General features: G+C 65.4%; 20 protein-coding genes and 2 CRISPR repeat arrays. Of the genes, 6 read left to right on the forward strand and 14 right to left on the reverse strand.

Annotated elements, in window-relative coordinates:
* Positions 1 to 81: 81 nt before the first annotated feature.
* Positions 82 to 658: direct repeats of the CRISPR family, unit length 28 nt; unit sequence GGATCACCCCCGCATTCGCGGGGAACAC.
* Between the two features lie 215 nt (positions 659 to 873).
* The 3 genes from G6N08_RS19575 to G6N08_RS19585 are packed head-to-tail and all read left to right on the forward strand — an operon-like array spanning position 874 to position 3,761.
* Positions 874 to 1,488: a hypothetical protein gene (locus G6N08_RS19575; protein WP_163760280.1), complete on the forward strand. Its 615-nt coding sequence runs from the start codon at positions 874 to 876 to the stop codon at positions 1,486 to 1,488.
* A 60-nt stretch (positions 1,489 to 1,548) separates the two neighbouring features.
* Entirely contained in the window at positions 1,549 to 2,955 is a 1,407-nt protein-coding gene (locus G6N08_RS19580) for a DDE-type integrase/transposase/recombinase (RefSeq protein WP_163760282.1), read from the forward strand.
* Entirely contained in the window at positions 2,952 to 3,761 is an 810-nt protein-coding gene (locus tag G6N08_RS19585) for an ExeA family protein (RefSeq protein WP_163760285.1), read from the forward strand. The genes G6N08_RS19580 and G6N08_RS19585 overlap by 4 nt, the downstream gene beginning before the upstream one ends.
* Before the next feature lie 100 nt (positions 3,762 to 3,861).
* Here G6N08_RS19585 and G6N08_RS21480 read toward each other — a convergent pair whose 3' ends face one another.
* From G6N08_RS21480 to G6N08_RS19630, 10 genes are all read right to left on the reverse strand, one after another.
* The gene (locus G6N08_RS21480; protein ID WP_443093847.1) at positions 3,862 to 4,008 is read right to left on the reverse strand and encodes a hypothetical protein; all 147 of its coding nucleotides are present in this window, start codon (positions 4,006 to 4,008) and stop codon (positions 3,862 to 3,864) included.
* 140 nt (positions 4,009 to 4,148) lie between these two features.
* Positions 4,149 to 8,134: direct repeats of the CRISPR family, unit length 28 nt; unit sequence GGATCACCCCCGCATTCGCGGGGAACAC.
* Positions 8,135 to 8,210: 76 nt separating this feature from the next.
* Entirely contained in the window at positions 8,211 to 8,624 is a 414-nt protein-coding gene (gene cas2e / locus G6N08_RS19590; RefSeq protein WP_163760924.1) for a type I-E CRISPR-associated endoribonuclease Cas2e, read from the reverse strand.
* Positions 8,621 to 9,568, reverse strand: coding sequence for a type I-E CRISPR-associated endonuclease Cas1e (gene cas1e / locus G6N08_RS19595; RefSeq protein WP_163760288.1), 948 nt, complete (start codon positions 9,566 to 9,568; stop codon positions 8,621 to 8,623). The genes cas2e and cas1e overlap by 4 nt, the downstream gene beginning before the upstream one ends.
* Positions 9,565 to 10,242 (reverse strand): type I-E CRISPR-associated protein Cas6/Cse3/CasE, encoded by a 678-nt coding sequence (cas6e, locus tag G6N08_RS19600; protein WP_163760291.1) that lies wholly within the window; start codon positions 10,240 to 10,242, stop codon positions 9,565 to 9,567. Before cas6e ends, cas1e begins: the two co-directional genes overlap by 4 nt.
* 3 nt (positions 10,243 to 10,245) lie before the next feature.
* A complete protein-coding gene (gene cas5e, locus G6N08_RS19605) occupies positions 10,246 to 10,971 on the reverse strand; it encodes a type I-E CRISPR-associated protein Cas5/CasD (RefSeq protein ID WP_163760294.1) in 726 nt (241 codons plus the stop codon).
* The gene (gene cas7e, locus G6N08_RS19610) at positions 10,968 to 12,095 is read right to left on the reverse strand and encodes a type I-E CRISPR-associated protein Cas7/Cse4/CasC (RefSeq protein WP_163760296.1); all 1,128 of its coding nucleotides are present in this window, start codon (positions 12,093 to 12,095) and stop codon (positions 10,968 to 10,970) included. The genes cas5e and cas7e overlap by 4 nt, the downstream gene beginning before the upstream one ends.
* A 6-nt stretch (positions 12,096 to 12,101) precedes the next feature.
* The gene (gene casB, locus G6N08_RS19615; protein WP_163760301.1) at positions 12,102 to 12,755 is read right to left on the reverse strand and encodes a type I-E CRISPR-associated protein Cse2/CasB; all 654 of its coding nucleotides are present in this window, start codon (positions 12,753 to 12,755) and stop codon (positions 12,102 to 12,104) included.
* On the reverse strand, positions 12,752 to 14,395 hold the full coding sequence (gene casA / locus G6N08_RS19620; RefSeq protein WP_163760304.1) for a type I-E CRISPR-associated protein Cse1/CasA: 1,644 nt from the start codon (positions 14,393 to 14,395) through the stop codon (positions 12,752 to 12,754). The genes casB and casA overlap by 4 nt, the downstream gene beginning before the upstream one ends.
* Positions 14,392 to 17,238, reverse strand: coding sequence for a CRISPR-associated helicase Cas3' (cas3, locus tag G6N08_RS19625; protein WP_246216817.1), 2,847 nt, complete (start codon positions 17,236 to 17,238; stop codon positions 14,392 to 14,394). Before cas3 ends, casA begins: the two co-directional genes overlap by 4 nt.
* A 160-nt stretch (positions 17,239 to 17,398) precedes the next feature.
* Positions 17,399 to 18,412, reverse strand: a complete 1,014-nt coding sequence (locus G6N08_RS19630) for a uroporphyrinogen decarboxylase/cobalamine-independent methonine synthase family protein (protein WP_163760307.1) — start codon at positions 18,410 to 18,412, stop codon at positions 17,399 to 17,401.
* Positions 18,413 to 18,511: 99 nt separating this feature from the next.
* On the opposite strand from G6N08_RS19630, the gene G6N08_RS19635 reads away from it, so the two are divergent.
* Positions 18,512 to 19,162, forward strand: coding sequence for a sensor domain-containing protein (locus tag G6N08_RS19635; RefSeq protein ID WP_163760310.1), 651 nt, complete (start codon positions 18,512 to 18,514; stop codon positions 19,160 to 19,162).
* A 20-nt stretch (positions 19,163 to 19,182) separates the two neighbouring features.
* On the opposite strand, the gene mnmA is transcribed toward G6N08_RS19635, so the two are convergent.
* Genes mnmA through G6N08_RS19655 form a run of 4 tightly spaced genes read right to left on the reverse strand, consistent with a single transcriptional unit; the run spans position 19,183 to position 23,298 of the window.
* The gene (mnmA, locus tag G6N08_RS19640; RefSeq protein ID WP_163760315.1) at positions 19,183 to 20,265 is read right to left on the reverse strand and encodes a tRNA 2-thiouridine(34) synthase MnmA; all 1,083 of its coding nucleotides are present in this window, start codon (positions 20,263 to 20,265) and stop codon (positions 19,183 to 19,185) included.
* Complete coding sequence (locus tag G6N08_RS19645; RefSeq protein WP_163760318.1) at positions 20,262 to 21,443, reverse strand: cysteine desulfurase family protein; 1,182 nt, start codon at positions 21,441 to 21,443, stop codon at positions 20,262 to 20,264. The genes mnmA and G6N08_RS19645 overlap by 4 nt, the downstream gene beginning before the upstream one ends.
* Before the next feature lie 59 nt (positions 21,444 to 21,502).
* Entirely contained in the window at positions 21,503 to 22,459 is a 957-nt protein-coding gene (locus tag G6N08_RS19650; RefSeq protein ID WP_163760320.1) for an electron transfer flavoprotein subunit alpha/FixB family protein, read from the reverse strand.
* Between the two features lie 38 nt (positions 22,460 to 22,497).
* Positions 22,498 to 23,298 (reverse strand): electron transfer flavoprotein subunit beta/FixA family protein, encoded by an 801-nt coding sequence (locus tag G6N08_RS19655; RefSeq protein WP_163760323.1) that lies wholly within the window; start codon positions 23,296 to 23,298, stop codon positions 22,498 to 22,500.
* Positions 23,299 to 23,577: 279 nt separating this feature from the next.
* Here G6N08_RS19655 and G6N08_RS19660 point away from each other — a divergent pair, with 279 nt between their 5' ends.
* Positions 23,578 to 24,390 carry a class I SAM-dependent methyltransferase gene (locus G6N08_RS19660; RefSeq protein WP_163760328.1) on the forward strand — a complete coding sequence of 271 codons (813 nt, stop codon included), beginning with the start codon at positions 23,578 to 23,580 and terminating at the stop codon, positions 24,388 to 24,390.
* Entirely contained in the window at positions 24,387 to 25,958 is a 1,572-nt protein-coding gene (locus G6N08_RS19665; protein WP_246216818.1) for a 1,4-alpha-glucan branching protein domain-containing protein, read from the forward strand. The genes G6N08_RS19660 and G6N08_RS19665 overlap by 4 nt, the downstream gene beginning before the upstream one ends.
* The last annotated feature ends 53 nt before the right edge of the window (positions 25,959 to 26,011 follow it).

Raw genomic sequence — 26,011 nt, forward strand, 5'->3', positions numbered from 1 at the left:
CGACCTCACCGGCTCGTACACCACTTCCCTGGACGCAACTAGGCGCACCGCCATCCCCACTGCAGCGGTGTCATGGGGTTCGGATCACCCCCGCATTCGCGGGGAACACTTCTCCGGGGTGCTGATAGACGCCGACAAACACGGATCACCCCCGCATTCGCGGGGAACACCCTGTCGGCATGACTGGCATAGGAGTGCCCGCAGGATCACCCCCGCATTCGCGGGGAACACAGCGACGGGCTTGTGTGCGCGGCGATCGGTGGAGGATCACCCCCGCAGTCGCGGGGAACACGAAAGAAAGGAAAAGAATATGGCAACAACGACAGGATCACCCCCGCATTCGCGGGGAACACCATGACCTGCGATTTTACAGAGAGAGAAAGGATGGATCACCCCCGCAGTCGCGGGGAACACTAGTAGCCGAGCTGGATCGTCACCCCAGCCGCGGGATCACCCCCGCATTCGCGGGGAACACCACGTCGTCTCTCTCTGGGTTCGACCTGAACGGGGATCACCCCCGCATTCGCGGGGAACACAACCAAACCATCATGATCATGGGGCTCCTCGGTGGATCACCCCCGCATTCGCGGGGAACACATAGCGGCTGCGGCCTGCTGGGGCACCACCCCGGGATCACCCCCGCATTCGCGGGGAACACTTGAGAGTCAGAGCCTGGATGTTGGGAGGCACTCAGGTTGAGCACCAGAGGGTAGATATCCGGCACTGACCGTGAGCAGTTGTTGGCTGGTCATGTCGGGGTTTGGTGTTCGCGGCGCCGGGGCGGCACGGTGATTACGTCGTTGTAGGCGACGGCCCTCCCGGATGTCTTCGGCAAGAGTCTGCGGGAGGGCCGTCTGCGCGCTTGGAGGCGCAGTGGTCACGGTAGAGGCGGATGCCGATGAAGTCGAGCGCAGGCTGGCGGCGGGCGAGCTGAGGTGCCCGGCGTGCAGCGGCGTGCTGAGGGGTTGGGGGTGGGCCAGGCCACGACAGCTACGCGGCCCAGACGGGTCGCTGCAGCTGTGTCCACGTCGGTCACGGTGCACCAGTTGTGGGGTGACGCACGTCTTGTTGCCGGTGACCGCGCTGCTGCGGCGCGCCGACGCGGCGGCGGTGGTCGTGTTGGCGTTGGTGGAGAAGGCTACGCGTGGGGTGGGGTTTCGCCGGATCGCGGCCAAGCTGGCCCGTCCGGCCAAGACGGTGCGCGGCTGGCTGCGCCGTTTCGCCGAGCGGGCCGAGGCGGTGCGGTCGGTGTTTACGGTGTGGCTGCGTGCGGTGGATGCCGATCCGGTGATGCCGGGCCCCGCCGGTGGTGGGTTCGCCGACGCGGTGAGGGCGATCGGCGCCCTCGCAGTTGCTATCGGGTGCCGGTTTGAGCTGCCCAAGGTGTCGTTAGCCGAGACGGCGGTCGCGGTGTCGGGTGGCCGGTTGTTGTCGCCGGGCGGGCCCGACCGGCGGGTGCAACACGAGTCGACCCTGACGCCAGGGTAGGTGCGCCGGTGATCCTTTGCGCTGTCGTGTTTTCACAAAGACAGCAAAGGAGGCGGACCGATGGTCGGCGACGACGAGGCGAAGGTGCGGGCCGAGAGAGCCCGAGCGATCGGATTGTTTCGATACCAGTTGATCCGGGAGGCCGCCGATGCGGCGCATTCGGCCAAGGAGCGCGGAAAGATGGTGCGTGAGTTGGCTTCGCGCGAGCACACCGATCCCTTCGGGCGGCGGGTGCGCATCAGCCGCCAAAGCATCGACCGCTGGATACGGGCCTGGCGTGGCGGCGGGTTCGACGCATTGGTGCCCAACCCGCGTCAATGCACCCCGCGTACCCCGGCCGAAGTGCTTGAGTTGGCGGTGGCGCTGTGGCGGGAAAATCCGGATCGCACCGCCGCGGCGATCCAACGGATCCTGCGGACCCAGCTGGGCTGGGCGCCCGACGAGCGCACCCTGCAACGCAACTTCCACCGGCTCGGCCTCATCAGCGCGGCGGCCGGGGGGTCGGCACCGGTGTTCGGCCGCTTCGAGGCCGAGCATCCCAACGACTTGTGGACCGGGGATGCATTGCACGGCATACGCATTCAAACCCGCAAGACCTATTTGTTTGCGTTTTTAGATGATCATTCCCGACTGCTGCCCGGCTATCGGTGGGGTCACGCCGAGGACACGGTGCGGTTGGCCGCCGCGCTGCGACCGGCACTGTCTTCTCGTGGTGTCCCCAAGGCGATCTATGTGGATCGGGGCTCGGCCTTCGTCGATGCATGGTTGTTGCGGGCCTGCGCGAAACTCGGTGTTCGCCTCGTTCATTCCGCACCATATCGACCCGAAGGACGGGGAAAAATCGAGCGCCTGTTTAGGACCGTGCGCGATCAGTTCCTCGTCGAAATCACCGGCGAACCCGACGTCGTCGGCCGCCACTACGTGACTGACCTGGCCGAGCTGAATCGGCACTTCGCAGCCTGGGTCGAAACCGTCTACCACAGGCAGGTCCATTCCGAAACCGGGCAGACCCCGTTGGACCGCTGGTGCGCCGGCGACCCGGTCGCGCTGCCCGCACCCGAGACGCTCGCCGAGGCGTTTTTGTGGGAGGAACACCGTCGCGTGACCAAGACCGCAACCGTTTCTCTGCACGGCAACAGCTACGAGGTCGACGCCTCCCTGGTGGGACGCAAAGTGGAGCTGGTGTTCGACCCGTTCGACTTGACCCGCATCGAGGTCCGCCTGACCGGCGTGCCGATGGGGCTGGCGATCCCGCACCACATCGGGCGCCATTCGCACCCCAAGGCCAAACCCGAAACTCCCACCGCACCACCCAAACCCAGCGGCATCGACTACGCACAGTTGATCGAGACCGCCCATGCCGCCGAACTGGCCCGCGGCGTCAACTATGCCGCGCTTACCACCGCTACCGGACAGATCCCCGGCCAGCTTGACCTGCTTACCGGCAAGGAGGCGCAAACCCGATGATGGAACTGATCTCCTACTTCGGTTTTTCCCGGATGCCCTTCGGCCGCGACCTGGCCCCCGCCATGCTGCACCGCCATGCCGCCCACAACGAAGCGGTCGCCCGCATCGGCTGGTGCATCGCCGAACGCCGTATCGGCGTGATCACCGGAGGAGTTGGTGCTGGCAAGACCGTGGCCGTGCGTGCCGCGCTGGCCGGCTTGGACCGCAGCCGCCACAGCATCATCTACCTGCCCGACCCCACCGTCGGGGTACGCGGCATCCACCACCGCATCGTCGCCTCCCTCGGTGGCCAGCCCCTGACCCATCACGCCACCCTGGCTCCCCAGGCCGCCGACGCGCTGGCCGCCGAACACGCCGAGCGCGGCCGTACAGCCACCGTCGTAGTCGAGGAGGCCCACCTGTTGGGCCACGACGAATTGGAGGCCATCCGCCTGCTCACCAACCATGATCTCGACTCGTCGAGCCCGTTTGCCTGTCTGCTCGTCGGCCAGCCCACCCTGCGGCGGCGGATGAAACTCGGCGTGCTGGCCGCGCTCGACCAGCGCATCGGGCTGCGTTACGCGATGCCACCCATGACCGACAAGGAGACCGCCAGCTACCTGCGCCACCACCTGGCGCTGGCCGGACGCGACGACACCCTGTTCTCCGACGACGCAGTCGCCCTAATCCATCAGACCAGCCGCGGTTACCCCCGCGCCGTCAACAACCTCGCCCTGCAAGCTCTCGTCGCCGCGTTTGGCACCAACAAAGCCATCGTCGACGAATCCTCCACCCGCGCGGCCATCGCCGAAGTCACGGCAGACTGAACACCACCCCGACACCCCGAACAGCACCGACCCCGCCGGACACCAACCGGCGGGGTCATTTCACGCCCACACATCCTCACCGTCAACGCCGCCATCATCCTCATCTTGAGCGCCGGTCAACAGCCTGGATGGCTTTTTCGGTGGGATCACCCCCGCATTCGCGGGGAACACGGTCGGGGTAGGTGGTCAGCAGGTCGTCGACGAGGATCACCCCCGCATTCGCGGGGAACACCGTTCCTGGCCCCACCTACGCCGATCGTGTCGCGGATCACCCCCGCATTCGCGGGGAACACGCGCAGCTGGACTGGGCGCCGGGTTGAGCTGGAGGATCACCCCGCATTCGCGGGGAACACGTGAATGGTCAACGCCTGGGGGGGGGGATCATGGGGATCACCCCCGCATTCGCGGGGAACACGGTTGTTTTGTCGACGGCGCCCATCAGCTGGCGGGATCACCCCCGCATTCGCGGGGAACACGCCAGGGCAGCCGAGGCGTACTGTGAGCGAAGCGGATCACCCCCGCATTCGCGGGGAACACGGAGACTGTGCCAGTGGCCGCGCCCCGGTGCGGGGATCACCCCCGCATTCGCGGGGAACACGCGTTTGTTCCCTGGGCGGCGAAGTCGAGTCCGGGATCACCCCCGCATTCGCGGGGAACACCAGTGGCGTATCTGGCTGGGGGCCCAGGAGTCGGGATCACCCCCGCATTCGCGGGGAACACTGGAACCCCCCAACGTCAACACGATCACCGTGGGATCACCCCCGCATTCGCGGGGAACACACTGGCGACCCCAACCCAGCCGACACCATTGGGGGATCACCCCCGCATTCGCGGGGAACACGACGTGTCAGCAGCTGAGGGAGGCTCACACTTCGGATCACCCCCGCATTCGCGGGGAACACCATCCCAGCCGAACAAGGCGGCAGCTCAGACTAGGATCACCCCCGCATTCGCGGGGAACACGGGACCACCACGATCGGAGTCATGAGCATGTCCGGATCACCCCCGCATTCGCGGGGAACACATCGGAGCACGTGGGTTGCAGGTTCCGGTGCTGGGATCACCCCCGCATTCGCGGGGAACACGCCCGCGAGTTCCCTGGAAACCAGGTGATGCGGGGATCACCCCCGCATTCGCGGGGAACACGCAGAATCCACCCTCGCCATCAACGCCACACGCGGATCACCCCCGCATTCGCGGGGAACACGCGACCGCCATCATGTGAGCGATCATCCACTCAGGATCACCCCCGCATTCGCGGGGAACACCCCGAGGTGCGACGCCAGCACCTCCTGGCTGATGGGATCACCCCCGCATTCGCGGGGAACACCCCCCAGTGGAGGTGGTTGTGACCGACACCAGGGGATCACCCCCGCATTCGCGGGGAACACATTCAAAGTCTGCTCAGCGACCTCGAGGGTGACGGATCACCCCCGCATTCGCGGGGAACACACCCGTGAGCCACACTGTGGCTGTCGTGGCCGTGGGATCACCCCCGCATTCGCGGGGAACACCAGGGTGGCGTAGACGTGGGGGGGGACCCCGTAGGATCACCCCCGCATTCGCGGGGAACACAGCAAGCAGGCACCCCTCGGCTATGGGGAGGGGGGATCACCCCCGCATTCGCGGGGAACACCTCACGGCGTGGGACGCACCCCTGTTCACGGCGGGATCACCCCCGCATTCGCGGGGAACACGACTATTTCCGGCTCGGTGCTGGAGCTGGCGCGGGATCACCCCCGCATTCGCGGGGAACACCATGTTTTGGGCCCACATCTCCATGTAGTGGGCGGATCACCCCCGCATTCGCGGGGAACACTCAACGATCATGCGACTCCTCCTGCCCGTCGGCGGATCACCCCCGCATTCGCGGGGAACACGGTGACGGGTGTGCGGCTACGGGCCAGACCGGAGGATCACCCCCGCATTCGCGGGGAACACACCCCGTATTGCCATGCCGCGGCGTCGATCGCGGGATCACCCCCGCATTCGCGGGGAACACACCCTCTGTCCCCTTTCCTCATCTCCTCATCGGGGATCACCCCCGCATTCGCGGGGAACACACCAAGCTCGGTGAGCCGCAACACAATCCGGCGGGATCACCCCCGCATTCGCGGGGAACACGTCTGGGGAGGAGTTGATAAAATCCCGCTTTCGGGATCACCCCCGCATTCGCGGGGAACACGGGGGTTCCTACCCTGTGATCATCGCCCAGCTGGGATCACCCCCGCATTCGCGGGGAACACGGGCTGTCGGTGGCGGCCGATATCGCCGACCCGGGATCACCCCCGCATTCGCGGGGAACACGCGTAATAGCCAGGTGCCAGCGTGTCACCGGCGGGATCACCCCCGCATTCGCGGGGAACACGACAACCTCGGCGTCACCGGCCCCTCAAGCACCGGATCACCCCCGCATTCGCGGGGAACACGTCCCCACAGGTGAGAAAGACTGGGGGTACGAGGGATCACCCCCGCATTCGCGGGGAACACTACGCGGCTACCAGCCTCACGGGGTTCAGCCCGGGATCACCCCCGCATTCGCGGGGAACACAAAGCCGCGAAAAACAGGATACCCAACCAGTCGGGATCACCCCCGCATTCGCGGGGAACACCGCAACCGCTAAGGGTCTTTTGCCACAGTAGTGGGATCACCCCCGCATTCGCGGGGAACACACCCGTGCTCATCCATGTGGCCTCCGAGGATCGGGATCACCCCCGCATTCGCGGGGAACACCCAGGACACGGCGGCGGCGATCCCCTCAGGTGGGGGATCACCCCCGCATTCGCGGGGAACACTTCATCACGATCGCAGTCGGCTCGAAGAAGTGGGGATCACCCCCGCATTCGCGGGGAACACGTGTATGGGGACGCGGAAGACACGTTAGCGGTAGGATCACCCCCGCATTCGCGGGGAACACGGCTATCGCCCTGGCAGAAACACGGCGAGGCCGGGATCACCCCCGCATTCGCGGGGAACACTTCCCGCGTCAGGTGACGCTGCTGCGGTTGATCGGATCACCCCCGCATTCGCGGGGAACACTTCCCGCGTCAGGTGACGCTGCTGCGGTTGATCGGATCACCCCCGCATTCGCGGGGAACACTGGCCACTCCTCCACGAGGTGCGCGGCCGCGGCGGATCACCCCCGCATTCGCGGGGAACACAAAGCTGAGCTGACACAGCGCCACTGCAGTCTGGGATCACCCCCGCATTCGCGGGGAACACTTAAAACCCCAGGGTACGCCGACAGCCAGCTCAGGATCACCCCCGCATTCGCGGGGAACACCTGTTGGGATCGTCCACGACGCAACCTACAACGGGATCACCCCCGCATTCGCGGGGAACACCACAATCTCCAGCGCGCTTCCACCTCACAACGAGGATCACCCCCGCATTCGCGGGGAACACGGTAAGGGGAACGGGAGGCAAGCTTCCGGCATAGGATCACCCCCGCATTCGCGGGGAACACGCGACGCACCCCCAGACGAGCCGGTATCTTTGGGGATCACCCCCGCATTCGCGGGGAACACCATGTGCTGTAGATCGGGCGGCTCATTGCTGAGGGATCACCCCCGCATTCGCGGGGAACACGCGTGGGGTTGTGTTTACGTGTCGCGTGGGGGAGGATCACCCCCGCATTCGCGGGGAACACACGACGGGGACTTCCCGGGGGAGTTCTCCGTGAGGATCACCCCCGCATTCGCGGGGAACACATCCGAGCCGCAGCCCGCGGTGATACGTATCTAGGATCACCCCCGCATTCGCGGGGAACACCCATTGCTGCATTTGAACTCCGACGTTGTGACGGGATCACCCCCGCATTCGCGGGGAACACTGGCTCGCGGCGCTCAACAGCGCTGTCGGGTTGGGATCACCCCCGCATTCGCGGGGAACACGCCTCTTGTGAGAGTCGACGCGGCGGCCGATGAGGATCACCCCCGCATTCGCGGGGAACACGAGGGGGGGGGGGTGGTTTTGCCGGATCACCCCCGCATTCGCGGGGAACACCACCGGGAGTACTACGCGGATTTCGCGATCGAGGGATCACCCCCGCATTCGCGGGGAACACTCCATCTTCACCGCGCCTGGCCGTGCTGGCTTCGGATCACCCCCGCATTCGCGGGGAACACACTCAACGTCTCCACACAGACGCCGCGACACCGGGATCACCCCCGCATTCGCGGGGAACACCACCTCCGCGAGGTACCGGCCGCGGTACGGTTCGGATCACCCCCGCATTCGCGGGGAACACGCACGAATACTACCCATCATGCAGCCGAATCCCTGGATCACCCCCGCATTCGCGGGGAACACGCTCGACCAGTTTCGCGAGCTTGTGTGCTACCAGGATCACCCCCGCATTCGCGGGGAACACGCTATCTGACCAGGCTTATTGCGCACATTACACCAGTATCTACATCGGTTTGGTTAAATCCGACGATTGCTACACCTTATCGCTTTGGTTTGAACTTCCTCCTAGCCTGCCGGCGCTTCCAGACCCTCTCAGAATCGAAACCAGACGCTTGCATTGCGGGATCCACCGGTCGATTAGCAACGTCGCGCCTAGACCGGTGACTTAGAACGTAGTCCGGCATGGTCCGCCGCCGCATCAAGCAGACACCGTCGTGGTCAATGGGTTCCCAATCATGGCCATGCACCTCGAACACGAGTCGCTGTTCGTTACGCGCCGTATACACCATCAACGCGCGGCCGTCGCAGAGGTACTCGATCACGCGTTGCCACATCAGCTCTCTCACCCGCGCGGAAATATGACCAATGAAAACACCCGGGCTGATCTCCAGGAGCCAACGAGTTAGGTGGCCGCGCAAGCCCGGTGGCACCGCAGTGAGAATAACGACGGTCAGAAGTCAGCTCCGTATCCGTAGGACGTACCTGCAGGAACGGTTTCGTGCTCATCCCACAGTGAAAGAACGTCAAATTCCAGGTAATCCTCCGGGTCGGAATCCGTATCGCCCATTAGCAGTGCTTGAACGTCCGTGGCGCACCGCGCGAGGAGTTTGAGGTCGTACAGCCGGTCTCGCATTCGACGACGGGTCTCTGCTCCGATGTCGACGTCGACTTCAGCAGCGACATCGAACGCCACAGGAATACTGAGCTCAGCCTTGTATAAATCGGCGATGTCATAGACGAACGAGCGGTGATGGCCGGTATGGATAAATCCGAGCGCTGGCGAACAGCCGAGCGCAACAATGACCGAGTGAACAATCCCATAGAGTGCGGCGTTGGCGGCAGAGAGCGCTTGATTGATGGCGTCACCACCTTCCCAGTCTTCGACGTCGTATGTCCGACGCGCCCACTTCACGCCGGTCCGTCGCGAATGTTCCCGGTACACGCGGCGGATGCGCGCGCCCTCACGGCCGCGGAGTTGCTGCATGGTGAGGTGGGAAACGTCTTCGTCCGGAAAACGCATCTGGTACATCGATCGCGCAACCTGCAGACGGGAGCGCGTGTTCGACACTGCCGCGGCCTGCGCTTCCAACAATCGCGATGATCGCGCGAGCGATTGACCATGGGCGTAGTAACGCACGCCGCGCTCCCCGGTCCATACCACCGTCGACCCGCTATCCGACACAAGCACGATGGCTTGGTGGGTGATCGTCGTACCAGGTCCCAGCAGCAGCACCCCCACCGACGCCGCCGGCACGTGGACGGTCCCCCGCTCATCGGTGGCGGTAATTGCGTTGCTATCTCTATTCACGACACACCGCTCCAAATACAGGAACGAGATCCGGTCCGATGCCCGGACAAGCTCTTTGGACTCGGTTGGCCGATATCCGATGGAGTTCATAGCCGACCGTGGAGCGGGCGAGCCAGGGTCAGCAGCCCACATCCGTAGGACTTGGCCCGCCCGATTCCGTGGGTTAACGCCCGGCGCAGAGCCTCCGGATCGGTGACCTCGAGATGACCCTCGAAAGTGGCCGTTGCGATCGTCACCTGTCCGCCTTTTCGATGGAAGCGGCGAATTGACCGGTCCACGACCGCAATATCGAAGTCCCCGCTGCCGGCATGGGTGCACGGGAGCAGCCGGAAGCCGGCATTCCGCGAGCGCTGGATGAGCCAGTGTTCTTGCTGCTTTACGGTGACATGTCCCAGGGGCTTGGTGTCTGACCACCCTGCGCGAAGGCCGGAGTGCACAGGGTTGGCGGTGAGTCGGAACTGCCACTGTTGGCCACTGCGCAGCGATTCTAGTAGCGGGTCATAGCAACGTGTTTCCCACGTTTCGGTGGTCGGCCAGCCCGCCTGCTCGATGATGTGGGTGAAGTCCGGTTTGTCCGGGCTGACCGTATAGAGCACAACTCGATGAGGATGGCGGACATCCAGGCGCCATAACACCCGCCCATCGCCGGTAGGACGACCATCAGCGAACCCCGCCATCACCGCGGCGTGGAGAGCTTGCGGTGACGCCATCAGTAACCGGGCGCCACGTCGACGGGCATTGATCACCATCTTGGTCAGGTACATTTCTCAGCCCTCCAACGCAGACATCGGATCGTGATCCGGGCTTGGTGGATGGGTCCCGAGTGGGTTGGCGATTTCCACCAGGCCGCGCACGACCCTTCTCCAGGTATATTGTCGACGGTTAGGGTCGAAGCTCAGCGGCACATCGCGAATCAGCTCTGAGCTTTGGGATGTTTCCGAGGCATCATAGACGGTGGCCAGCCGAACAACCGTTGCTCGCTGCCGCTTTTGGTGGTGCGGATACGCCAACCAGCGTTGTGTAGCTAATGCACCTTCCACATCATCGTCGAAGACTCCCAACGCGATCGGCCACGATGGTGGGCACGAGCGGCGACCCAAGTAGAGCGGGAAGTACGGACTTCGAACAGCGTCGTCGATACCGGCGACAAGTTCGTGCTCCCCTTCTAGTACGACGAGATAGACAGCATCCGACATGTAGTAGCGCTGGGAGAGCGGTAGGGGTTTCCACCGGATGCTGCCGTCACGCTCCTTCGTGGGCTGCCTCGCCGTCTGGAAATCTCGGACGAGCTGACCTGGTTGGTCGATCCGGACACCGAACCGAAGGCCCAACAGCGCTTCCAGCGGGTCGGAGCGGCGGAAGCCTATCGCGGCCGCGACCAGGCCCAGCACTCCGCTCTTCGTGGGGGCGGTATCGGTGGCCCGGCGAACGAAACGGCTGCTTGAGCCCCAAGATTGGAGTGGGCCGGCGAGCCTCAGCGCGACCACGCTCATGGGCGTTCCTCAAGCCTGGCGTGCACGATTTCGCCGACCGCGGAGACAAGTTCAGTGAACGGTACGTTGGAACCCAGGTCATCGAGACTAGTGGTGTCGTCACCGACGCGGGTCACCCAACTGCCAATCGGTGTCTCGCCGTAGGCGCGCTCAACCTCGACAGCCTCATCCCGCAATGCCTCGCATGCCCGCTTGACACGCCCACTGCGTTCCGACTCGCGAACAGGATTTTCGAACGCGCCGACCAGATTTATCGGCTGACTGTCTCGGACCAGAACGACAACGGCCTCGGGCAGGGTGCGATTGGCGAATGTGTTCTGCTTTCCGGTCGGCATCGACCGCACAAACGACTGCACGAAGGCTTCGACCGCGCGCTGGGTAGCCACTGTGTCGCCGAGGTTGTCGAGTAGTCGATTCACGTCGACGGCTGCATACCGGTAGAGGGTCGACGAGTTGAACTCGACGGTTCCGATCATGCCAGCTCCGGTGTCTTCACCTTTTTCCTCGACGTAGTCGTCCACCGCGGTGAAGTAGTCGAACTCAGTCTCAACAGGATGGACGCTGATCGCGTGGGCGACCTGGACAGCGGCGTCCACGTTCATGTCAGCCTGGTCGGCCACCATTCGGCCGAACAACGCGATGTCAACCGAATGATCACGGTCCACCAGAGCCTTAACGTTCGCATCCTTGAGCGCCTTTGACACGTCCTCTGCATCCGCCGCAGCCACCGCGACCCGGGCTAGACTGTCGATTTGACGTCTGCTGAGGAAGACGAGATAGCCGGCCTCGCCAGGTGCTTCCTTCCGCGGTGCTTTGGTGACGATGCCGATTTCCTTGAACACCGCCACGGCCAGTTCGTCGGCGCGATCTCTTAATGCAGGCGCCAGCGAGGAGATCTCGGCTGCAAGCAACTCGATGACTTTCCTGGTTCGGACGCCTAGATCGGTACGGTCCAGCATCGCTTCGAAATCGGTTCGCGTCGCGCGTTTCCAGGACTGACTAGAAACCCGCGCGCGCCGGACCCCACCATAGATCGCCGTCTTGGGGCTGCCGGTGTCATCTCTGTTCAGGTTACTCGGCGGGACGGTCTGCAGGATGTGAATGTCAACAATAGTGCGGTTCATAGTGTTTCATTCCTTTTGTTCAGGGGTTTCGGGTTCGGTAGCTGACGCGTTGACGTGGGAGTCGCTACGGTAGAAGTCGCGACCCCAGGCAAGTCGAACGTTCTTTGAACGTTGTGGATTCAGCAGCCGCAAGACGTCGTCGGCAAATCGGGCGTAGTCGAATCCTTGGCCGACGGAGCGCAACTGGGTGACCAGACCTCGAACATGGACCAGGATCTCATCAATCGATGACGCGGTTGCGACCGCCATGAACCTCCTCCTGACAGCGTCCGCGCTTCGCCCTTCCATGCGGGCAAGGTGGCCCACTGCACTGCCGAAGGACACGCCGTGCAAATGCGCTGGCCCTGACATGGACTGGAGATGCAAGGCGAAAAGCGTCAGTGCCGCGTGGGCGGCTTGCTCGGCATAGCTCGGTTCGTCGCGATCCCACTGCAACGCCTCGGGGACCGCCGCGAACGTGTATTCCCAGACTTCAGGAACGCTTCCGGCTGTCTTGCCGAGGGCGCGGCGTAGCTTCGCTAGCTCTGCTCGGGCGCTGGGCGAGCCTGCGAGGTACTCCGATTGCAGATGGTCGACTCTCCAGTCGAGTGCCCGTCCAAGCCGACCTAAGATTCTCGACTGCGCTGGCTGCAACGGTGAATCGGTTGTGGATGTGGTCATCGTGTGGCTACCTCCAATGTCGTGGTGTTTGCCCCCGCCGGTGGCAACAGACGGCGAATTGCGGCGTTGAACCATGCTTCGGCAATCGAGACATTGATGAGGCGACCGCGTACCTCCCGCCCCAGCCAGGCTGAAGGCGGCGCAGCAGAAATCACCTCAGCCGCGATTCGACGGGCTGACTCGCTGACGACCTGCCGCCAGCGGCTACGTCTGGCATCGATGTCGACACCAGGCACCAACGTCGCTACCCAGCGCCGATACGGCTCGTCAAGCTGCGCATACAAAAGTTCGCGCGCCCAATCACCGGCCCCTGATTTCGGTTCGGCCCCCGCCGCTTGGGCTATGTTCTCGGCCAACTTCCGTGTCTCCGCTGCGGCTTGGTCCGCATCGTTCACCGCCTCCACCGCTGCGCGTCCTGCCGCCGGGTGGTCCGCACGCAGAATAAGGATCGACAGCGGCAGCGTGTCGGCGACGATGTCTCCAATGGTCGCGTTTTGTTCGGCGTAGTCGGCTCCGCATGCCCAGATTCCGGGTTTATAGGTCTCCGGCAGCAGGTCGTGCGCCACGAGGTCGCTGATCCACTGCAAAACGCCCGGCGCCAAGAATGGCTGTGGCTCAGAACCCGAACCGCCCCGGCGTCCTGATACCGACGGAAGCAGCGCTTCCAGGCCACGCCACACCGAGCGGTTCGGGTCATGCGCTAGCGGCATGTAAACGGTCGTCTTGTACTTTTTTGTCTGCGGTTCGCTGTACCGCCACGCGCTGTGCGGCTCCAGGCCGTGCAGATTTTGGGGCTGGATCTTGTCACCGTTGGCCAAGACTACGCCGACAACGCCCTCGCGACTTCCGACAAGCCGAACACGTCGGGTCTGCCACGTATAAAGATCGATCGCCCCGCGAGGCGGTCGCTCGTGTGACGACGGCCCGTCAGGATCACGTTCCCACGGGGGTACATCGTCAGGAGCGCCAATACGGACATAGGATTCGACATCGCGGCCGATCAGATTCAGCACCAGAGTTTCGCGAAGGTCACGACCCTGGGCCAGGATTCCGCCGATCTGTCCGGACCACCCTGTCCCGATCGGATAGCCCTTGCCGCCCTTAACCCGGGGATCGCCCACGGCGCCCGATTTGATTCCCGACGGGTCGAATGCATGGGCGTGCACCAGCCAACGCGCGGCCTCAGCAGCGCTGATCCTCTCTAGGCTGGCGGCGGACCTAGTAGTGAAAAACGGTGCTCCGTTAGGCACATCGCTGACGATTTTCTCCAGGCTTGATACTTCGTTGTTTGCTGTATGCAGCCCGGCGACCTGGAAAAATGGTGCAACCGGGTCGAAGAGCTCAAACCGGTGATGAAACCGACCCGCGTAGGCTCGAATCCGTCCCATCGGCAATTGATCGGCGCTCCACAGTTCAAGCCATCCGTCCTGGTCGGCTGGGCCGTCTAGCGCACGGTGCAAAAATGCCAACACCATCCGGAAGATGGCAAAAGCTTGCGTGGGCACTTCGCCGCCGATCGTGATAAAGCGGCGCGCATTGTCTAACAGTCCGAGGATGGACACTTCCTGTTCGCGGCCGTTGTTGTCCAACACGACGATCCACGGCTCATCAAGCAGATTAAAACCGTTGTGGTCGTTCATGACTCGAGCACCTCCAGGCCAAGGTCAGGCGTGTAGCGAATGCCTCGTCGATTAATCACTCCGTTGCCGTTGCGATCGACGACAACAACCGGAAGTCGGTAGATGAACTGGGATTGCTCCCAGGTTTCCGGTGTACCTGCCCATAGCTCCTCTTCGGCATCGGCGTTGCTGAATTCCAATGGCAGCCGGATCGAGCAGGACGCCAGGACCAAGGCCAAATCATCAGGCGGAGTGTGGTCGCGAGGCACCGGCAAGGCGGCCTGCTCAGCAGAAAGCCAAGTGGGGGTAGCCCATTCGCCAGAATGGTTTTCCTCCACGAGAATCGCCTCAAGAGTCGGGGCACCGTCACGGACCTGACCCTGGCCTTGCGCATCCTCGTCGGCTTCACCGACGCTGCCGGACACCCAGCCGAGGATGGCTCTGCCTGCCCGCGGCGGCGCGGCGATCTGAAAGTCCCTCGCCTTCGCGGTGCGCCGATCCACCTGTTGCAGCCATTTCTCGCGCGCATCCTCGATCGCGTGCTGCCACGATGCCGGCTCGACGGTTTCTCGCCCGTATGCGGCACGAACCAGTGACGCGATGTCGTCGGGTAGCTCGATGGTTCGGCCCAGCTTGGGTAGCAGCACCGCTGCTGACCGCAGCAGCGGATAAATGCCGTAGATATGTTGCGCCGCCGCTGTCTCTAGCTCAGGAGGAGCTTGGCTGAAATCCACACCGGCGATATAAGCGCGTGCCGAGCGCAGTTTCGCGGGTCGATCGCACTGATCGGCGCCGCGGTTGTGGCGGTGCAGACGCCCCATGCGTTGCAATACCAGATCGATCGGTGCGAGGTCGCTGACCAACACGTCAAAGTCGATGTCGAGTGACTGTTCGGCGACTTGGGACGCCACCACGATGTGCCGGGCAGGACGGGTTACCCCGTCGCCGGGCGGGCCGAATCGCGCGAGCAGCTCCCTGTCCTTGCGGAGCCTGTCGGCCGCGATGAATCGGGAGTGAGCGACCGTCACCTCCCCCGGAAATTCCGCCTGAAGGGCGGTTGCGGTGCGCAAGACACGGCGTACGGTGTTGCGCACGACAAGCGCGCAGCCACCGTCACACAACAGGTCTCTAAGCAGTGCGACGAGGGCATCGCTATCATCGTTGGCGCCGCCGCCGAGCGCCTCGACCGAGACCGTTGTTCGCCGACCGGACTGTGGCACAGCGCAGCTGACGACCCGCATGCCCTCGCTCCACGAGATGACGGGATAGCTATCATCTTCGGTATCTTCGGGATTGACTGGCATCGTCGCGTTGTCGACGGCCTGCCCTGTTTGGTAGGCATTCAGTAGCTTTTGCCGGCGGTCAGGCGGCAGTGTCGCAGACAATGCGACGACTGGGACACCGTAGGCGCCGAGCCATGTAAGGACCTTGGTCAGATAGGAATTCATGAAGACGTCGTAGGCGTGCACTTCGTCAAGCACGACGATCTTGCCGGCCAAAGCCAAGTGTCGAAGCATCAGGTGACGGGCCTTGAGACCGGCGAATAGCACCTGATCGATGGTCCCGACCACAAAGTTGGCTAATTGCGCTTTCTTCCGCCCCGACAACCATGAGTGGGCCACCACCGCGTGCCGAGGCATGTGCGGACCTGAATCGCAGCCCTCGTCACATCCGATCTGCACTGACCGGCCCCCCTGAACCAGTCCCTGGAAATCCCGGTTAAGGCGCGCTTTCCCATGGCTAAGCGTGATGGCACCCACGGCTTGATTGCTTGCGCCGAGTGCGTCGAGCCACTCGACGACACGCCCGAACATCGCGTCGGTTGTCGCTTGTGTGGGTAGTGCGACATGCACGCCGCCACTGCCCCACCGCCGCGCCATTATTTCCGCGGCGGCGAGCGCGGCTTCGGTCTTGCCTTCCCCCATCGGGGCCTCGATGATCACCAGCCCCGGATTCGGGATCTGCTCGGCGACTCTGCTCGCCGCCTCCTGTACCGGGCGTGGCTTGGCGTCCGGAGGCAGGCGGAACCTGGTCGCGAAAAGACGCTCAAGGTTGTCGACTCGACCCGCAGGCGCCCACGGTGCCGGTAAGGCAAGGCGCTCCAACGCCCGACCTGCACGTTCGGGCTCCTCGATTACTTCGGGGAGTTCGACGCTGTAGTAAGGGAACAGGGATTCGTTGCTAGCGATCCAGTCGGAAAGGATCACCAACCCCGTTGCGAGCACCTGGAATGTGGCCGGCAAATGAACGTCGCGCCATGTGTTGATATATCGGTCCGCACCGGTCCTCGCGGCCACGCGATCAGCGAGTTCACGCTGGACGTCGCGCCAGCGGCCCTCGCCGTAGAGCTTCGGGAATTCGTCCGGGAGCGCCTCGGTCAGTGTTACCCCATCCGGAGGCACTCCGTGGTGACCGCCCAACACGACCGCCCAGGCCGAGACCGACCGCTCCGGCCAGCCTCGATCGACCAACCATCTACGCAACAGATGGTGTCCAGCTAGGGAATGGTGCACCTTGTGCCGGTCGACAAGTTCGGCCTTCGTCGGCGGCATGTAGAGCCCATGCTCCCGCATCCGCTGCGCCAGTTGGTCACTCTGCACAGCAAACGGCGGTGTGGCTTTGCCCAGATCGTGCAAGCCCGCCAGGAAGGTGACCGCAGTGCGCGCTGCAGTGACGTCACCGCCGAATGGGCTTGCCAGCAGGTCGACGACTGGGCGCGGTAGCCACCTGTCGAACAGTCCGCCGGCGATATCCGACGAGTCGTCCATATGCCGCCACAACGGCAGCCAGGCGCCGTCCTTGTTCAGCGACTTCGCCCACACCGACCGGGCTGCTTCACCTAAACCGACTAGTGAACTGCCCACCGTCACCCTCCGTTCTCGGGGATCGACGAGAGCATCGCACAACGCACCGACAAGTGGTTGAAGTTCAAAAACTCGGCTGACCTCTACTTATCCCGACAGCCCCGTCTTTGGCGCAGTAGCTGTAACTGATGTGATTTCTGTGCGGCCACAGCCGCCCGTCTCAGATGGCGTCGGGGTCCGCCGCGAACGCCTCGGCAGCCTTGCGGGCCAGCCCGATCGCGGTGCGCGCCCACTCCGGCGTCGCGTTCGCCAGACCGCACACCGGGGTGACGCCGATGCGGTCGGTCAGCGCTGAGCGGGCGAAACCCAGCCGGTCGATCACCGCGACCACCGCGGCGGCGATCTCTTCTACCGACAGGCGCCGCGCCGGTGCGGTCGCAGGGACGACCCCCAGCACCACGGTGCGCCCGGACTCCACAAATTCGGCGATACCGTCCAGATCCGCGCTCCGCAGCCCGGCGGCGGGCACCGAAACCGCACCGATTGTGCTGCGTTGCAGCAGGTTCCACGGCAGATCGGGTGTGCCGGCATGCAGCGCCACCTCGGTGCCTGCCGCAGCGACACAGGCATCGAGCAGCGACCCCGCCAATGTCTCGTCGAGGGGGGCGACCGGGGTCAGGGCGGTCACCCCGGTCAGCCGGCCGGCCACGGCCGCCGCCAGCGACGATTCGTCGAACTGCACCACCACCGGCGTGCCAAGCCGCCGCGAGACCGCCGCTTGGTGGGCGGCCACCCCTTCGGCCAGCGATGCCGCGAGGTCGCGTAGGGCGCCCGGATCGGTGATCGCCCGGTGCCCGTTGGCCAGCTCCAGCTCAGCGGCCAGGGTGATCGGGCCGGGCGCCTGCACCTTGACGGTGTGCCCGCTGCCCCGCAGGCCCGCCAGCTCCCACGCCTCCTCCAGGGCGTCGACGTCCTGGTCGAGAAAGCTGACCGCCCTGCGGGTCACCGCGCCCGGCCGGGCCACAACACGATAGCCGCGCGGCACCGTGTCGATGGCGACATCGATCAGCAGCGCGCCGGCGCGCCCGATCGTGTCGGCACCCACTCCCCGGGCGGGGAGCTCGACAATGTGGGCAAGGGCGCCGGCCAGCTCACCGACAACGACCTCGGCAGCCTGGCGCGGGGAGTCGCCGGGCCAGGATCCAGTACCGCTGGCCGTTGCGAAAACACTCACCGGCCAAACGTATTCGAACCGGCACCGCAAGCCGGCTACCGGGGTATGCTCCCGCCGCGCCGGTGCCCCGATTAGGCTCGATACCACGGAAGGTTCGACATGTCGGCGATAGCGGCAGCGGTGCGGCCGCTGGGGCTGTGTTGCGCGGCCTTGCTGGTCGCGGCATGTGTCCGGGTAGTGGGCGGTGCGCCGCTCGCGGCGGTCGGCGGTGAGTCCCCGCGCGCAGTGCCCGGGGTCGATGTCGACAAGATCCTGCTCGACCAATCGCGGATGCGTGCGATCACCGGCGCCGGCGAGGACTTGACGATCATTCCCTCGATGGACGGCAAGTACCCGGTGGACCTGGACGACCTCGCGCAGACCGCGCCGCCGCAATGCCGTTTCATCTATTCGGAGACACTGACATTCGGCTCCGATATCGCCGAATTCCACAAGACCACGTTTCAGGATCCGCCCGATAGCGCTCTGATCTCTGAGGCGGCCGCGGCCTACCGTGACGCCGGCACCGCGCGCCGCGCGTTCACCGCACTGGTGGCAGCCGTCGAACACTGCGCGAGCAGTTCGGCCAGCTGGCCATTTGTCGGTGTGTGGAGCGCTGATGACGCGTCGCTGCGCATCCGGCCCGGCGGCTGTGGCCGCGATTACCGGGTCAAAGCGGCGGTCTTGTTGGAAGTCACATTCTGCGGCTTTCCAGAATCGGTGTCCGACATCGTGATGACAAACATCGCGGCCAACGTGCGGACCCGGTAGCGGGCAGGTCTGCTGCTGTGTCAGCGCGCGGCGGAGGTGGCGGCGATGGTGGCGCTGCCGATGACTTCGTCACCGTCGGGATCGGGGCGGTAGAGCACCAGTGTCTGGCCGCGCGCCACGCCGCGCAGCGGCGCACACAACCGCACAACCAGCTCCCCGCCCACCAATTCGGCTACCGCGCCGACGGTTTCGCCGTGCGCGCGCACTTGAACCACACACTCGAGCGGTCCTGCGGGCACGGTTCCCGCGGGGAAGACCGGCGCGCGTCCCCGCAGCCCCCATACCTCCAGATCAGCCACATCACCGACGCGGACCGTGCCGGTGTCGGCGTCGATGGCCGTCACATAGCGTGGGCGACCGTCCGGCCCGGGCCCGCCGATACCCAGTCCCTTGCGCTGGCCGATCGTGAAGTTGTGCACCCCGTCGTGCTCGGCCAGCACCGTGCCGGTTGCATCGACTACCGTGCCGCGCCGTACCCCGATGCGCTCACCCAGAAAGGCGCGGGTGTTCCCGGACGGGATGAAACAGATATCGTGGCTGTCCGGCTTGTCGGCGACCGCCAGACCGCGGCCGGCCGCCTCGGCGCGGATCTGCGCCTTGGGTGTGTCACCGATCGGAAACGCCGCGTGGCGCAACTGGTCTGCGCTCAGCACAGCCAACACGTAGGACTGGTCCTTGTCGCGGTCTACCGCCCGGCGCAACCGCCCACCACACAGCCGTGCATAGTGGCCGGTAGCCACCGCGTCGAAGCCCAACGCAACAGCTTTCGCCGCCAACGCCGAGAACTTGATCCGCTGGTTGCACCGCACACAGGGGTTCGGGGTTTCCCCCCGCGCATATGACGATACGAAGTCCTCGATCACGTCTTGGGTGAACTTCTCTGCGAAGTCCCAGACGTAGAAAGGTATTCCAAGCACATCCGCGACACGGCGCGCGTCGGCAGCGTCTTCCTTCGAGCAGCAGCCTCGCGAACCGGCGCGCAGTGTGGCGGGGGTGCTCGACAGCGCGAGGTGCACCCCGACGACGTCGTGTCCGGCGTCGACCATGCGTGCCGCGGCCACCGACGAGTCGACACCGCCGCTCATCGCGGCGAGAATTCTCACCCGGGCACCCCCGCAGTGGCCAGAGCAGCGCGCCGAGCGCGCGCCACCACACCGGGCAGGACCCGCAATACCGCGTCGACATCAGCGCCGGTACTGGTATGCCCCAACGAAAGTCGCAACGATCCCCGCGCACTGGCCGGGTGCATCCCCATCGCAATCAGCACGTGTGACGGCTGCGCGATCCCGGCGGTGCAGGCGGAGCCCGTCGAGCACTCGATTCCGTTGGCGTCCAACAACATCAACAATGAGTCTCCTTCGCACCCGTCGAAGGAGAAATGCGCGTTACCCGGTAGCCGCGCCAGGCCCGACGACCCGTTCAGGTGAGCGCCGGGGATCCCGGTCAGCACACCGTCGATAAGCCGGTCGCGCAAACCGCGAAGCCGTACCGCGTTCGTCTCCACCTCGTCCACAGCGATCTGTGTCGCCGCAGCCATTCCGACCGCACCTGCGACATCGGCTGTGCCGGAACGGATGTCACGCTCCTGACCACCGCCGTGGGACAGCGGGACGCAGGCCACGTCTCGGCGGAGCAGCAGCGCGCCGACGCCGGGCGGGCCGCCGAATTTGTGCGCCGCCACGCTCATCGCGCACAGCCCGCTGGCAGCAAAATCGACGGGCAGCTGACCTACCGCCTGAACCGCATCGCTGTGCATCGGAACGTCGAATTCAGCAGCGATGGCCGCCAGTTCGGTGATCGGCATGATAGTGCCCACCTCGTTGTTGGCCCACATCACCGACACCAGCGCGACATCGTCGTGCCGCTGCAGCACCTCCCGCAGTGCGGCCGCAGACACCGAACCGTCACGTCCCGTGGGCAGCCAGCTCACTTCGGCGCCTTCGTGTTCGACCAGCCAGTTCACCGAGTCCAGCACAGCGTGATGCTCCACCTCGCTGGTGACGATGCGACGGTGGCGCGGGCAGGCGTCACGCCGCGCCCAGTAGAGGCCCTTGACCGCGACGTTGTCGCTTTCCGTGCCGCCCGCGGTGAAGATCACCTCGGACGGGCGGGCACCGAGCTTGGCGGCGATCAACTCGCGGGATTCCTCCAGCCGGCGCCGCGCCGCGCGCCCCGCGGTGTGCAGCGAGGAGGCATTGCCCACGATGCCGAGCACAGCCGTCATAGCCTCGATGGCGGCGGGATACATCGGGGTGGTGGCGGCATGATCCAGGTACACCATGACGCGCCCAGGATACCGACGTCGCGCGGCGGGGCGGGCCGCAGAGCGGCCCGCAGGATTCAGCCCTTGCGCGCCTTGATCGCCTCGGTCAGCTGCGGGGCGACCTTGAACAGGTCGCCGACCACACCGAAATCGGCGATCTCGAAGATCGGCGCCTCCTCGTCCTTGTTGACCGCCACGATCGTCTTGGAGGTCTGCATGCCCGCCCGGTGCTGGATCGCCCCGGAGATCCCGAGCGCGATATACAGCTGCGGCGACACCGTCTTACCGGTCTGGCCCACCTGGAACTGGCCCGGGTAGTAGCCGGAGTCCACCGCTGCGCGCGACGCGCCGACCGCAGCGCCGAGCGAGTCGGCCAGCTCCTCCACCACACGGAAGTTCTCCGCACTACCCACACCGCGGCCACCGGACACCACGATCGCCGCCTCGGTCAGGTCTGGCCGCTCCCCGGCGACCGCCGGCTGGCGCGCGGTGATCTTGGTGACGTTCTCGGCCGGCGCGGGCACCTCGACAGTGACCTGCTCCCCCTTGCCCTCAACCGGCTGTGCCTCGACGGACCCGGCCCGCACGGTGATCACCGGGGTATCGCCGTTGGCCTGGGCCTCCACCGTGTAGGCGCCACCGAAGATGGAGTGCAGCACTTTGCCGTCCTCTTTAACGTCGACCACGTCAACCAGCAGCCCCGACCCGATCCGGGCGGCCAGCCGACCCGCGATCTCCTTGTCGGTGGCGGTAGCGGCCAGCAGTACGGCCGCGGGGGCAGACGATTCGGCCAGCGCCGCCAACACGTCGACGACCGGGGTGATCAGATAGTTCTCGACGATCTCGGACTCGGCAATGTAGATCTTCTCGGCCCCGGCCGCCTTCAGGCCCTCAATCAACGGCGCAGCCGTTCCCGGGGGCCCGACCACGACAGCGGCCGGCTCGCCCAGCCTGCGGGCGGCGGTGAGCAACTCGGCGGTGACCTTCTTCAGCGCCCCTTCAGCGTGCTCAGCGAGCACCAGTACTTCAGCCATCGGTAAGCCTTTTGCCTTCGTGTCTCGGAATAGTTCTGCTAGATCAGCTTCTGCGCAACCAGGTATTCGGCGATCTTGATTCCGCCGTCACCCTCATCGGGGATTTTCTCCCCTGCGGTCTTGGGCGGCTTGGGTGTCGATGAGAGCACCGTCGAACCAGCGTTGGCGAGTCCGACTTCGTCGGGTTCCACCCCGATATCCTCCAGGGTCAGGGTGGTGACCTCTTTCTTCTTGGCGGCCATGATGCCCTTGAAGGACGGAAACCGCGGTTCGTTGATCTTCTCGTTCACGCTCACCACAGCGGGCAGCGAGGCCTCCAGCGTGAAAACGCCGTCGTCGGTCTCCCGCTCACCGATAACCTTGCCGCCCTCGACCGAAAGTTTGCGCAGATGGGTGAGCTGCGGCAGGCCCAGATACTCGGCGATGATGGCGGGCACGGCCCCACCGACCCCGTCGGTGGATTCGTTACCGGCGATCACCAGCTCAGTGCCCTCAATAGTGCCCAGCGCCCGCGCCAGCGCCCACGCGGTCTGGATGACATCCGAACCGTGCATCCTGTCGTCTTTAAGGTGGACGGCCTTGTCGGCGCCCATGGACAGGGCCTTGCGGATCGCCTCGGTGGCGCGCTCGGGACCCGCGGTCAGCACGGTCACCGATCCCTCGATGCCGTCAGCAGCCTCTTTCTCCCGGATCTGCAGCGCCTCTTCGACGGCGCGCTCGTTGATCTCGTCCAGCACAGCGTCAGCGGCCTCACGGTCCAGCGTCCAGTCGCCCTCGGTGAGCTTGCGCTCCGACCAGGTGTCCGGGACCTGTTTGATCAGGACCACGATGTTCGTCATGAGTGTGGTTCGTCCTCCTCGACGGAAGTCTGGCACCCTCAGCTGCCAGACCGGTCACGGTGTACGCGGCCGCACCCGCATGTTACTGATCGGTAACTTTGTGCGGTCTGCTTTCACACCATAGCGGGTCGGCGTTGCCCGATCGCCCACCTCCTCCTTCCCCCTCCATTCCCCGCTCCTTGTCACGCTCCGGCCCATGCGCAGCCGGCAGGTGTCGGGTACCCCCAGTCGCCGGCGAACCATTCGCGATCCCGCAACTTCGGGATAGCCTGCCTTGCGATGAACGCATTCGTCCCCGACACGTTCCACCCCGGACCCGCCGGGCCGCCAGCCGAGCCGGTGCTGGCGCTGACGGGCGAGCGCACCATCCCCGGGCTGGACGTCGAGAATTACTGGTTCCGCCGCCATCAAGTGGTCTACCAGCAGCTGGTGCCGCACTGCGCGGGTCGCGATGTGCTCGAGGCCGGCTGCGGCGAGGGCTACGGCGCCGATCTGATCGCCGGCGTGGCACGCCGTGTCATCGGGCTGGACTACGACGCGGCGACAGTGGCCCATGTCCGGGCCCGCTATCCGCGGGTGGCGGTGGTGCGGGCAAATCTGGCTGAGCTGCCGCTGGCCGACGCCTCGGTCGACGCCGTGGTCAGCTTCCAAGTCATTGAGCACCTGTGGGATCAGGCCCGGTTTGTTCGCGAGTGCGCCCGGGTGCTGCGTCCGTCGGGGGTGCTGATGGTGTCCACCCCGAACCGGATCACGTTCTCGCCGGGCCGAGACACCCCGGTCAACCCTTTTCACACCCGTGAACTCGATGCCGCTGAGCTTCGGCAATTGATTGCCGGCGCAGGGTTTTCGGCGATCCGGCTCAGCGGCGTATTTCACGGGCCGCGACTTCGGGACATGGATCGGCGCCACGGCGGCTCCCTCATCGACGCACAGATCGCGCGGGCTGTGGCCGATGCCCCCTGGCCGGCTGCGCTGTTGAACGATGTCGCCGCGGTCACCGCCGGCGATTTCGACATCGTCGAGGCTGGCCGAGACGACGTGCACCACATCGATGACAGCCTCGACCTGATCGCGATCGCGGTGCGCCCGTGACCGGCGGCGACGAAGTGCCGGGCCTGTTCACCCTGGTGCTGCACACGCATCTGCCGTGGCTGGCGCACCACGGCCGTTGGCCCGTCGGCGAAGAATGGCTCTACCAGTCGTGGTCGGCGGCCTATCTTCCGCTGCTGCGGGTGTTATTCGGCCTCGCCGACGAGGGCCGCACCGGAGTGCTGACGCTCGGCGTGACGCCGGTGGTCGCCGCCCAGCTTGATGACCCCTACTGCCTCGACGGGATGTACCGCTGGCTGGGCAACTGGCGGCTACGTGCAGCCGAAGCCGCCAGCCTGCCGGCCGGCGTGAAGTCGGATCCGCTGACCGCATGTTCACCGGAAGCTCTGCGGGCGTTCGGGATTCGTGAATGTGCTGAGGCTGATCAGGCGCTCGACGACTTCGCCACCCGCTGGCGGCACGGGGCCAGCCCGCTGCTGCGTGACCTGATCGATGCAGGCACCGTGGAGTTGCTGGGCGGGCCGCTCGCCCACCCGTTTCAGCCGCTGCTGGCGCCGCGGCTGCGCGAGTTCGCGCTGCGCGAGGGCCTGGCCGACACCTGGTTGCGGGTGGGCCGCACGCCGGCGGGGATCTGGGCGCCTGAATGCGCATACGCTCCGGGTTTAGAACACGACTATGCCAGCGCCGGTGTCAGCCACTTCCTCGTCGACGGCCCCTCGCTGCACGGCGACACCACCCTCGGGCGGCCGGTCGGTGACACCAATGTGGTGGCGTTCGGCCGCGACCTAAAGGTCAGCTACCGGGTGTGGTCCCCGAAATCTGGGTATCCGGGACACGCCGCCTACCGCGACTTTCACACCTATGACCACCGCACGGGCCTCAAGCCGGCCCGGGTCACCGGCCGCGCCGTTCCGCCGGACCGCAAGGCCCCCTACGACCCCGAGCGCGCCGACCGGATGGTCGACGTGCACGTCGCCGACTTCGTCGAGGTGGTGCGGAGCCGGCTGTGCGCCGAATCTGAGCGCATCGGGCGACCCGCTCACGTCATCGCCGCCTTCGACACCGAGTTGTTCGGCCACTGGTGGTACGAAGGTCCGGTGTGGCTGCAACGGGTTTTGCGGGCGCTGCCGGCCGCCGGGGTGCGGGTCGGCACCCTCAGCGACGCGCTCGCCGGCGGGTATGTCGGTGCTGCAGTCGAATTACCCGCCAGCTCATGGGGATCGGGCAAAGACTGGCGCGTCTGGACCGGAGAGAAGGTGGCCGACCTGGTGCAGCTCAATGCCGAAGTGGTCGACACCGCGCTGACCACTGTCGACAAGGCCCTCACCCAGACCGCGTCCGTGATCGGCCCGCTGCCCCGGGACCGGATCGCCGACCAGATTCTGCGGGAGACCCTGCTGACAGTGTCCAGCGACTGGCCCTTCATGGTGAGCAAGGACTCCGCCGCCGACTATGCCCGCTACCGGGCTTACCTGCATGCGCATGCCACCCGGGAGATCGCCGACGCGCTGGCTTCGGGCCGGCGCCAGACAGCCCAGCGGCTGGCCGACGGGTGGAACCGGGCCGACGGGCTGTTCGGGGCGCTGGATGCCCGCAGGCTGCCACGATGAGCACCCGGTTCTTCCGCGAGCGTGCGTGTCTGCCCACCGACACGACGGCACAC

The sequence above is a fragment of the Mycobacterium botniense genome (assembly GCF_010723305.1).
Taxonomy (GTDB): domain Bacteria; phylum Actinomycetota; class Actinomycetes; order Mycobacteriales; family Mycobacteriaceae; genus Mycobacterium; species Mycobacterium botniense.